This is a genomic window from Streptomyces sp. NPDC051320, from assembly GCF_040682175.1.
Taxonomy (GTDB): Bacteria; Actinomycetota; Actinomycetes; order Streptomycetales; family Streptomycetaceae; genus Streptomyces.
The window spans coordinates 44,275-54,859 of the sequence record NZ_JBFBAL010000023.1 but is presented as its reverse complement, the minus strand read 5'-3'; the positions used below and the strand labels follow the sequence as shown (position 1 = coordinate 54,859).

Annotated in this window: 5 protein-coding genes and 3 pseudogenes; 2 read left to right on the top strand and 6 right to left on the bottom strand. The window is 68.1% G+C overall.

Annotated elements, in window-relative coordinates; all coding sequences use genetic code 11:
- Window positions 1–98 precede the first annotated feature (98 nt).
- Window positions 99–916, bottom strand: a protein-coding gene (locus tag AB0M87_RS31635) for an IS5 family transposase (RefSeq protein WP_365859097.1) whose coding sequence is annotated in 2 segments (ribosomal slippage) — window positions 99–580 and window positions 580–916 — 819 coding nt in all. Because the reading frame shifts where the segments join, the coding sequence is not laid out codon by codon here.
- A gap of 282 nt (window positions 917–1,198) precedes the next feature.
- Here AB0M87_RS31635 and AB0M87_RS31630 point away from each other — a divergent pair.
- Window positions 1,199–2,447: pseudogene (locus AB0M87_RS31630) on the top strand (IS110 family transposase).
- Window positions 2,448–2,558: 111 nt separating this feature from the next.
- On the opposite strand, the gene AB0M87_RS31625 reads toward AB0M87_RS31630, so the two are convergent.
- Together AB0M87_RS31625 and AB0M87_RS31620 are read right to left on the bottom strand one after the other, a co-directional pair.
- Window positions 2,559–2,954 carry a hypothetical protein gene (locus AB0M87_RS31625; protein ID WP_365859095.1) on the bottom strand — a complete coding sequence of 132 codons (396 nt, stop codon included), beginning with the start codon at window positions 2,952–2,954 and terminating at the stop codon, window positions 2,559–2,561.
- A 132-nt stretch (window positions 2,955–3,086) separates the two neighbouring features.
- A pseudogene (locus AB0M87_RS31620) lies at window positions 3,087–3,421 on the bottom strand (transposase family protein); the annotation flags it as partial.
- 88 nt (window positions 3,422–3,509) lie between these two features.
- Between AB0M87_RS31620 and AB0M87_RS31615 the strand changes: the two are divergent.
- A complete protein-coding gene (locus AB0M87_RS31615) occupies window positions 3,510–4,037 on the top strand; it encodes a GNAT family N-acetyltransferase (protein WP_365859093.1) in 528 nt (175 codons plus the stop codon).
- 40 nt (window positions 4,038–4,077) lie between these two features.
- Here the strand turns inward: AB0M87_RS31615 and AB0M87_RS31610 are convergent.
- From AB0M87_RS31610 to AB0M87_RS31600, 3 genes and pseudogenes are all read right to left on the bottom strand, one after another.
- Window positions 4,078–4,266 (bottom strand): annotated as a pseudogene (locus tag AB0M87_RS31610) (ISAzo13 family transposase); the annotation flags it as partial.
- 21 nt (window positions 4,267–4,287) lie between these two features.
- Entirely contained in the window at window positions 4,288–6,960 is a 2,673-nt protein-coding gene (locus AB0M87_RS31605) for a Helicase associated domain protein (RefSeq protein WP_365859105.1), read from the bottom strand.
- Window positions 6,961–7,813: 853 nt separating this feature from the next.
- Window positions 7,814–10,390: an ATP-binding protein gene (locus AB0M87_RS31600; protein WP_365859091.1), complete on the bottom strand. Its 2,577-nt coding sequence runs from the start codon at window positions 10,388–10,390 to the stop codon at window positions 7,814–7,816.
- Window positions 10,391–10,585 lie beyond the last annotated feature (195 nt).

The following is a 10,585-nucleotide window of genomic DNA, read 5'->3' as shown; positions in this document are numbered from 1 at the left end:
CCGCGAACTGACAGGAGAATCCACACCTACCTGGCGAATCGAAACGGACATGCCCGTCACAACGGTGTGAACATTGATCAGATGCCCTCTAAGAGGTCCTAACAAAGGCGTTGGACGTGGCGGTGGGTGATGAGGCAGGTGGCGAGGCCGAGAAAGGCTTCGTGGATGTCGTCGCGTCGTTCCCAGCGGATGCGGAGGCGTCTGAAGCCGTGGAACCAGGCGATCGTGCGCTCGACAACCCAGCGGTGAACACCGAGGCCGGAGCCGTGCGGAACGCCGCGGCGGGCAATGACCGGTTTGATGCCCTGAGCCCAGACCATGCGGCGGTACTTGTCGTGGTCGTAGCCGCGGTCGCCGAGCAGGGTGTCAGGCCGTCGACGTGGTCGTCCCACGAGTCCCGGGACCGATGGGATCTTCGCGAGCAAAGGCATCAGCTGGGTGACGTCGTTGCGGTTCCCGCCGGTCAGGGACACCGCGAGCGGAATGCCCTGTCCATCGACGAGGATGTGGTGCTTGCTGCCCGGCCGCGCGCGGTCGACCGGGCTGGGACCGCTTTTGGGCCCCGCCGAGCGGCCCGGACGTGGGAGGAGTCGATCACCGCCCGCGACCAGTCGAGCTGTCTCGCCGCTCGCAGCCTGGCCAGCAACACGACGTGGAGCCTGTCCCACACGCCGGCCTTGTTCCACGCGGCAAGCCGCCTCCAGCACGTCATGCCCGAACCGAAGCCGAGCTCCTGCGGCAGGTACTCCCACTGAATCCCGGTATGCAGCACGAACAGGATCCCGCACAGCGCCTGCCGGTCCGGCACCCTCGGCCGGCCGGCCACCAGCTTCGGCCCCGGCTCCGGTAACAACGGCTCAATCAGCGCCCACAGTTCATCCGAAACGACCCACGGACGCGACTCCCTCTTCCCCACGAACAGACCAACGAGCAACCAGGCCGACAGTCACACCATCAGAGACTTCTGTTAGGACCTCAAGACCGGTCCCGCCTGGCAGGAGCGTGGCCATCACGGGTTTCATGTCACCAGCCCGCCGGCAGGGGCCGACCTCTCAATAGTTCGCGAGCCCGAGAGCTCCCCAACAGACCGAGGTCCCTGCCGGTCGCTGGAGACACGAACGGCTCATGAGATGGCGTGCCCTGAGCACTTCTATTAGAGCGCCGTGTGCCTCCGCACGGACTGAATCTGCAAGCCGGCATGGAGGTAAAGAGGTTGAGCACGATCTTCTGCGGAATCGACTGGGCGAAGGGGCACCACGACATAGCCCTCGTCGACCGGGACGGCGTCCAAGTGGCCAAGCTTCGGATCAGCGATGACAGCGCCGGATTCCACACCCTGACGGAACTACTGGCGCGGCATGGCGACACCGCCGAGGCCCCGATTCCGGTCGCCATTGAGACGCCGCGCGGCCTGCTGGTCGCCTGTCTGCGGGCCACCGGCCGCCAGATCTATGCGATCAACCCGCTTGCCGCTGCCCGCTATCGCGATCGCGGCAGCGTTTCCCGCGCCAAGTCCGACGCAGCCGACGCCCGGGTCTTGGCCAACATCCTCCGGACCGACCGGCATGCCCACCGACCTCTGCCGGCGGACAGCGAGGCCGGGCAGGCTGTCGCGGCTCTCGCCCGTGCCCACCAGGACGCGGTTTGGGACCGGCAACAGATGATCAATCGGCTCCGCTCTCACCTGCGCGAGTACTACCCGGCCGCCCTCGTAGCCTTCCACGGCCCGGGCAAGCCCGGACTCGACTCACCGCGCGCTCGCCTGATCCTCGCCGCTGCACCCACGCCAGCTGACGCCGCCAAGCTCACCCGCAGCCAGCTGCGTGCACTGCTCAAGCGCGCCGCCCGCCCACGCTGCGGAATCGACACCGAGGTCGAGCGGCTCCGGGAGATCTTCCGTGCGGACAGTCTCCGCCAGCTGCCCCAGGTCGAACTGGCCCTGGGACACCAAGCAGCGGCGCTCATCCAGCAGCTCGATGCCGCCTGCAACAGTGTCGCCCAGCTCGCGGCAGCGACGGAGGAAGCGTTCCTCGCGCACCCGGATGCGGACATCATCACCAGCTTCCCTGGTCTATCCGTACTGTCCGGAGCACGCGTCCTCGCCGAAATCGGCGACGACCGCGAACGCTTCGCGGACGCCAGAGCGGTGAAGGCATACGCCGGCGCGGCTCCCGTCACCCGGGCCTCCGGCCGCAGCCACGTCGTCGTGGCCCGAACAGTCAAGAACCAGCGGCTGGCCGCCGCCGGATACATGTGGGCCTTCGCTGCCCTCCGTACCGAAGCCCCACGCACGCACTACGACCGACGACGAGCAGGCGGGGAACGCCACACAGCCGCGCTGAGGAACCTCTTCAACAAGTTGCTCGGCTGCCTCTACCACTGTCTTCAGAACCGGGTGCACTACGACCCACCGTGCCTTCGCGGCGCCTCTGGACCTCGCCGCCTAATGCCGCATAAAGCAACGTTCGCCTCGTCGTGGCGTGCCGTCCGGGTCGAGCTCGGAGCGGCGTGCATCCGCCAGGTTGTCGTCGCCAGGGCGACAATCGCCTGACCGGCTGCTACTCGGCTTCGACGCGGCGCAAGTGGGTGCGAATGTCGCCGAGCCCGTCCAGGGCTCGTCCGTCCACGTCGGAAGAGTCCACCTCAGCACGGGTCGCCAGAGCTTCCGCCAACGCCACCGCTCGCTCGCTGAGTCGCCCGAACCTGCGGGCCGTGTGGCCCAGGCACAGACCGGCCAGCCCAAGCAACTGGCTCCCGGCCGCCGCCCTCATACCCAGGTCGATGCAGCAGTGCTCGATGAACTCGCGATCGTCGTCGTTCAGCGCGATTCCAACCAGGGCCACCGCTGCGGAAGCTTCGTACGCGGTGTCGCCGAGCGCGCGTTCAATCGCCCCCGCGACGACATCGTGGGCCAGAGCGGGGGGATTCTCAAATGTTCGATGGGAGTGCTTCACGCGCAGAGGCTACGCGGCGCACCCCGAGACGCACCGCGAAGCCTCTCCCGCGGTGACGGAAGCCGGCAGGACGAACATTGCCTGATGCGGCACCGCCATGGACTTGACCCACCAGCGACATGAGATGTCTTCGACCAGGGTGCCGTCCACGATGAGCACGGTGTCCTTGGCGAACCGCTGGCGGGCTGGAGCGCGAGCAACGGGCCCAGGTGGTCGATGATCCGGTCCGCCGCCGACTTCGACACCACGAACAGCGGAGCGAGCTGCCGCATCGTCAGGTTCGTTCGCCAGTACGCCGCGACCAGCAGGGCCCTGTCCTCCAGCGGAAGGCTCCACGGTCGACCCTTGCGGACCGCGTCCGCACCCTCACGACGCAGAACCGCCACCAGCTTCCCGAACAGGCGAAGGCTCAACCCGGTGAACGGGGCTATCCAGAACGGCTCCGACGCCGTGATCACACCAGCCACATGGAGATCATCTCCTGTGGCCCGAACTCCGCGTGATGTCGCGCAGAATCCGGTGGTGCGGCACGGCTCTGGCGTCAAGAATCACCGGATGCATGAAGTGAAGCTGTCCGACGGGACCATCACTCTGTCCCCCCTGCGCCTGGACGATGTCGAGGCGCACCTCGCCGGGGAGGACGAGCTACTCGTTCGTTGGCTCAACGGCGGTCCCGGCACGCGGGCGGGCATTGAAGCGTATTTCCGGCACTGCCGGGAGCAGTGGGACACCGCCGGGCCACTCCGCGCGTTCGGCATCCGGATGGGTGCCGACGAGGTGCTCGTGGGCACGATCGACTTGCGGTTCGCCGGAGAGGGGCTGGCGCCCGGCCAGGTGAATGTCGCCTACGGCCTCTATCCGTCCTGGCGGGGGCGTGGCCTGGCTACCCGCGCGGTCCTGTTGGCGTCCCAGTATGCGGCGGGTGAGGGCGGGGCGGAGGCGGTAATCCAGGTGGAGCCGGAGAATCCCGCATCTGCCGCAGTCGCGCAGCGGGCAGGGTTCACCCCCTGCAAGCCGACGCACAGCGCGGACGGCACACGCTTCGACTGGTACATCCTGGACCTGCACGCCGCCGCCCGGTGAAAACCGACAGTTACGGGACAGCCCTTGGGCTTGCAGATCATTAACACGTCGTCTTGATCTTGTTGCCGGGCTCGTCGGTCAGGGCGAGGACCCTGGCCTGGAGGGTTGCGAGGGCCGCGGGTGGGGTCGTCGCGGGCGGGATGGCGATCCCGTGGGCCTCGAACAGTCTTCTGTTCTTCAGGAGAGTGCGGTGCATGGCCGTACGGCTGCTGTCGAACACCATGGGTACGCGAGGGCCTATCGGTGAATGTCAGCTGCGCCCGGACTGTTCTGCGGCCCAGGTGTAACCCAGCCCGGCGAGGACGGCTCGCTGCTCCGCATCCAACCGGTCACGCCGGGCCTTCTGGTTACTCAGAAACACACCCAGCTTGATCGTCGTGCCGTCCGGCAACTCTTCAACATGGGTCCTGCCGACCACGGTTTTGCCTTCGCGGGCGATGTACTGGGCGAGGGCCGCCCCACCGCGCTGGAATGTCTGCTGTGCCTTGCTCGGGCCATTCCTCATGGCCGCCGGGGCGGGGGAGGGTGCCTCAGTGGGCTGTACGCCCAGCTTCGACAGCCGTTCCTGCTGATCGGTCGACAGCTGTGCCCACGTGCCTGGGTTCTTCTGCCGCTCCAGCCATCGTCCGATGTCGTCGCCGTCGAAGGTGACGCCGGGCTGGATGTCAGGCAGGTGGCCGTCGGCGTCGACGAGGTCGGCGAGCACCTTGTAGTGGCGTTGCCAGTCCAGTGGCCAGGGGCAGTTCCAGTCCGGGTCGATCGCGGCCAGCTGCTGTGCGCGTTCCGCTGCTCGCTCCGGGGCCATGCCGAGACCGCCCCTGCGGCGGAGGTTGGCCAGGTGCTGCCCGATGGGCACCAAGCCCTCGGCTTCGCTCTCGCCCCAGACGGTGTCTTGGCGGGGGGCGAGGTGTCCGGTGGCTCGCCGGTAGGTCCGGAGTGCGGCGAGTTTGGTTTCCCATGCTTCGTCGCCGGGCTCCCAGACCATCCCGGCTTCGTCGAGGAGCTCTTTGCGGTGGGGGTCGAGTTCACCCGCGCGCAGCGCCTTGCGCTGTTGATGCACCCACCGGCCAAGCGGAAACGCCTTCGTTGTCCCGGCCTCGGTCTCGACGTCGTAGGGGACGGCGTGAAGGCCGGTGATCTCGTTCTCGGTACGCCACCGGAGCAGGGCTTGGTAGCCCTCGAGCCAGACGAGGGATTCGGGTCGGATGACGCGGCAGCGGGTGAGTGCGGCGATGTCGGCGGCGTCGTGGGGGGAGGCGAAGTTGACCACGATGGAGGCGACCCGGTCGGCCTCCTGCTGTGCCTCGCTGGCCTCCGCGGGCATGTCCCCGTTCTCCGGGCCGGCCGCGGTCGTGGGGGAGGGGGAGGGCCGCACGTGCATACGCCGCCGCTCGGTGCCGCGGGTCAGGGCGCGGGAGGCGAGCTGGTCGACCATGCGTTCCGAGTGCGAGCGCAGCGCTTGGAGGATGTCGACCAGGGGCTGGTAGCTGGCCGAGGCGACCATGTCCTTCGGGTCCTCCCCGGGCTGCAGGAAGACCGGGATGATGATCCGCGCCGTCTTCACTGTGCCGTCGGGGTTGGGGCGCAGGGCCCGTCCGATGTTCTGCACGACGTCGACCTGGGAGCTGCGCGAGCCGACGATGCACACGGCCTCGACCCCGCGCAGGCCGGTGATGTCGACCCCGACCCCGAGGGCGCGTACGGAGGAGAGGAACGCCCGGTGTACGCGCCGGTTTTGGGCGTTGATGCCGTTGGCGAACTGGTGGATCACCGCACGCCGGTGCGCGATGGGATGGTCCCCGCACAGCCAGTCCGCCCATACCCGGTCCGCAGGCACGTGACGGCCTTCCTCCAGCTCGTACAGCTCAGCATCAATCGACGACGCAGGCAGCTCCTCGGCGCCGGCCAGCGCCGCCGCGGAGACCTCGGCGGCATACAGCTCGGCGGCGGTGCGCGGCATCTGTTCGGCGAACGCGGCCGCTTCTCCCACCCGCTGGTGGAACACCATGGTGGTGTGCAGATTCTGCTGCGCCGCGTGCTCCAGCAGCGCGGCCTGGAGCAGGGCCATGCGCCGTCCACGCAGCGCGTCCTGGGACAGGCCCAGGATCGGGTCAGGGTCGCGGATCTCCAGCACGTCGATCTCGAACCCCGCGAGAATCGACCGCTCCACCGCCTCCGCCAGCCCAAGATCAAAAATCCGGGTGCCGTAGGTGCTGGAGTCGTCCTCCATCGACGCGACCACCACCTCCCGCCCGTCCCGGCCCCGCTGCGGCCGGGGCGCGGCGAGGATCCGCGGGGTCGCGGTCAGGTAGAGCCGGAAGTCGACCGGAATCCGGCTGTTGTCGTGGATCGCCGCCCACGGCCGCCCCATATCCCCCGCGGTCATGTGCCCCTCGTCCAAAATGGCCAGCTCGAACGGAGCCATCCGCTGCCCGTACAGCCGCTCCCCGCCCGCCAGAGCCGATTCCAACGGCCCAGGGACGGTCCGACGGCCAGTGACATCGGCGGGGTCCTCACGGTCCACCAGCGAGGCGTACGTGGCGAACACGACCACCGGCCCGGACCCGGCCCACAGGGCGAGCTGGATCGGGTTGGTGGTGGTGCGCACCCCGAGCTGCTCCAGGACCTCGTCCTTGTCCACCGAGCAGACCGCGACCATCGGCGCGCGGTGCCCGACCCGCCGCCAGGACTGGGCACTCTGCACGATCAGGTCCAGCGTGGGCACCATCACCAGAATCCGCCCGCCCGGGAAGTACTCCAGAGCGCACGCAGCGGTGGTGATCGTCTTACCGGACCCGGTCGCGGATACCCCCATGGCACGCGCCCCCTCTGGAGGCACAAATGATCTTGCAGGGAATCCGGCCCAGTTACGAAAGCTCAACCTCTGGTCGACCTGGTGCTCCTTGAGCGGAACCAAAAGCATTTCTAGGCCCTCCCCGATTCCTGTGGTCTTACAGATGGCCGCGTGCAGAGTGCAGGCTGCACCGAGGTCGTACCAGATCGACGCATCCGCCTTGTGCCAGCCGCCGGGCTTTCCGTCCTTGAAGGGCAGCTTGCCGTCCGGGTCGCTGTTCCTCGTCCGCGCCGTGCAGGGGCCGCCGGCCTCGCCCAGCACCCAGCGCCACGCCGTGGTGTGCGGTGCGTGCGCGGCAGCACGGCCTCCCGGACGAACCCCTCCAGCCGCACCAGGTCCGCCCGCTCACACTGCCTCACGTCCGCCATATATATGGTCAGTTCAGCGGCCCCGGCAGACCGGCCGCCACGCCGTGACCAGTCCCGATCCGCGATGCCCACCAAGGCCTCACTCACGGCCGTCACGCCGTCATCCCAGCCGTCCGCGAACAGCTCGCCCCGAGAAGCCGGCGCCATGCCGTCCAGCTCGACCACCTCGCTCTGCACCTCCAGGAGCGCGAAGACCTTCAACCAGGCTTTCACGCCCCCAGTCTGATACTGCTCACTGTGGATTCCTGGTTTTGATCTGGGGCGCTTCAGGGTGTGAGCTGGGCGCACGTGGTCAAGTTGGATAGTTTGAATCGAGGTGCACGTGGTGTCTGACCTGTGCAGGTTGCTGTCTGCGTGGCTATGGCCAGCGCTAGATGGTGCTGTGAGCAGCGAATCCGTGATTGAGCTGGAAAGTCGCAACTATCGCCGGAACCCCTGTGGAGTTACTCGTATTTATGCAGGTCAGAGGCGTGTGAGAGTGTGCGGTGTCACCGGTCGGATGACCAGCGCGCCGGTTTGAGGGAACAGGCGATCGACCTGCCTGGCGGGGTCGGTCAGGGGCGGCCTTGTGCCTGTTGAGCAGCGAGTTCCTCGATGATGCTGGCCTGCTCGCGAATGTCGGCGGCCTGCGCTGGGGTGAACTCGTACCGTGTGAGGCTGCTGATCTCTGTTCTGGCCGCAGCGATGTCTCCGGTACGGGCGAGGACCACGGCTCGGTGGGACCTGAGCCCGACGATGAGTTCGGGCAGGTTGTAGGCCTGGGTGATGGGCAGGAGCTGCCGGTCGATCAAGTTCAGGGCGGCCTGTGCTTCGTCGAAGCGCAGCATGGTCTCGACCACGTCCTGGCCGAGGTCGACGGCGGATCGCCAGGCCCCTGCGGCCATGTAGAGCTTCATGGCGGGGAACGCGGCGCTGCCGTAGTCGAGTTTGAGCTGACGGCAGCACTTGACATGCATGGCGAAGCAGTCGGCGAGGCGCTTGTAGTCGTCGGGTGTCTCGCTGTTCAAACAGGCTTGTTGCAGTGCCTCGGTGGGGCCGTGGAGGTTGGCCAGGTCCAGGCCGAGGTGAACGCAGTAGGCGTCGGCGAGTTCCAGGGCTGCGGGGCCTGCGGCTCGGTAGCTGCCTGCGTGGTAGAGCCCCTGAACGTAGCCGTAGCGCAGAGATCGCTCCAGGAGAGAGGGGGCGAGAAGCTCAGCCAGGGCTGTCCTGAACGTAGCATCGAGGGCTTCGTTGTCACCGGTATGCCCGTGCAGAGGGAACTGGCGGATGGCCACCAGGACCTTCTCACGTGGTCCGATCCCGTTGCCGCCCTCCGAGGCGAGGACTTCCATGGCGTGGACGTGGCGTGCGTAGGCCTCCCAGTTGGTGTCCCCATATGCCCAGGAGGCCAACGCACTGTGCGCATCAAGGCGGTCGACGGCGTCCCGACCCGGATCCTGCGCCACGTCCGCGATCACCGTGCGCAGTTCGCGCGGGAAGCCGCCCTCGTAGAAGCCTTCCTGACTGGTGATCTCCAGCAAGCGGTCGATCTGGCCGGTATCGGCGAGCAGCCGCATCCAGCGGGCCAGCCGCGGCAGTTCTCTGTGGCCCTCGAGAAGATCAGCCAGGGTCTGCTCGACACGGAGGGCGGCTTCCTCATGCAGGTCATGCGACCCATGGAGGGCCAACGATGTGGCCGCATCGTGGAGTTTGGCGAAACCGTCGGCGAATGTCTGCACGAGGCCGAGGCCTACGAGCTCGCGCACGGCCCTGGCCGCGGCAGCGGGACGTATCGGTCCCGCGGCTGCTGCCAGCTGCTGCAATTCCCGGCTGCTCAGGGGGACTTCAGCGATGGCCATGAGGCCGGCCATCGTGCGTGCCAGCACGGACAGGTGCTCGAAGGTCTGTGCCAGGATGCGTTCCTGGGCCGTGGGGGCGAGGTGGGTCTGCTCCTGCACCGCCGCGCAGAAGGCGCTGCCGTCACCTGCGTAGTTAGTGCGGGTGAGCGCCGCGGAGTTGAGGACGTACAGCGGCATACCAGCTGTGAGTGCCAAGACCCGCTGTGCGGTGGGGTAGTCCAGGGTGCAGTCTTCGGCAGCGAAGACGGCGGCCACGGTGTCGGTGTCCCAGCCGGGCAAGGACTCGGCGGAGACACCCAGATGCGCGGCGAGCGCGGTCTGCTCCGGGTGGGGGTGGCCCAGCAGCGTGATCTGGGCCGTCGGCAGCGCCTGGACAAGCAGCCGTAGGTCGTCGGACGGGAGGTCGTGCACGTTGTCGATGACGACCGCGATGACTGTGCCGTCGTGAGTCAGTCGGCCGTGCACGGCCCGAAGGACGTCGATGCCGGCCCCGCTCGGCAGACTCAGGGCATCGGGCCCGCTCAGGTGCCGGGCAGCAACCTCCCGGGCCAGCGCGCCGGGCACCACTGCGGGTGGCATCTGGCCGGCATCGAAGTAGGTGACCGGGAGCGGGCACTGGGCGGCGGCGCGCGCCGCCCAGGTCGTCTTCCCGGCCCCGGAGAAGCCAGTCACCAGCCGCACGCGCTGCTCGCCCGTCAGCTCCGGTTCGCCGCCAGGCGGCCAGTAGACGTCGGGAACCTGGGGAAAGGCCTGCAGCTCCTCGACGAACTGCTCGTACAAGGAGGCCAGGTTACCGGTATGGAAGGCTCGCCCATGGGCTCCGGCGCTCGCGTACTGCACGCGGGCAGCCAGCTTCCACACCAGCGTCTGCGCTCCCAGGGACCCGAACGGGACCCGGGCGGCCTGCTCGGTGCACCACTGCATGACACCGGTGAGATCCGCAGCAGTCGGCGGCAGCCACGTCTCTTCCGGATCTGGATGTCCCGGCCACAGCAGCGACACGCCTGCCGGCCAGCCCGTCTGCTGGGTCCGTTGCAGCAGATCCCGACCCGGTGCGGTATTGCTGACCACGATCAGCTTCGGCGCGCCGGGGCGCCGCCCCGCCGTGTGCTCCGCGCGCAGTTTGGCGAACTGTTCAACCGACCCGCTGATGTCACTCCACATCAGATTGCCCTGCCGGGTCTTGACCTGCAGGTAGAGATGCCGGTCCGGGAGCACGACCTCCAGGTCCTCGTCCAGCTCCATCAGCAGCGTCTGCGCACCGGCCTCACGCAGCCGCAGCAGACAGCCCACGGCGTACAGGTTCTGATAGGTGAATCGCGGTGCAGGGAGGTGATCCGCCGCAGCTGCGCTGGATCGAGCGGGCCGGCCGTCCGTGCCGTGCTGTCCTGGGCGGTGTCGCCGGTCGGCGGTGGTTCCTCGTCGTGCACGCCCCCACGATATCGGCCCCTGCGCGGGCCGCGGCGCAGACCGCTGCCCCGGGGGCGG

Excerpts from the sequence above, each read along its gene's own strand:
- AB0M87_RS31615 (WP_365859093.1), top strand. The coding sequence starts at position 3,510 with ATGCATGAAGTGAAGCTGTCCGACGGGACCATCACTCTGTCCCCCCTG.
- AB0M87_RS31605 (WP_365859105.1), bottom strand. The coding sequence starts at position 6,960 with ATGCTTTTGGTTCCGCTCAAGGAGCACCAGGTCGACCAGAGGTTGAGC.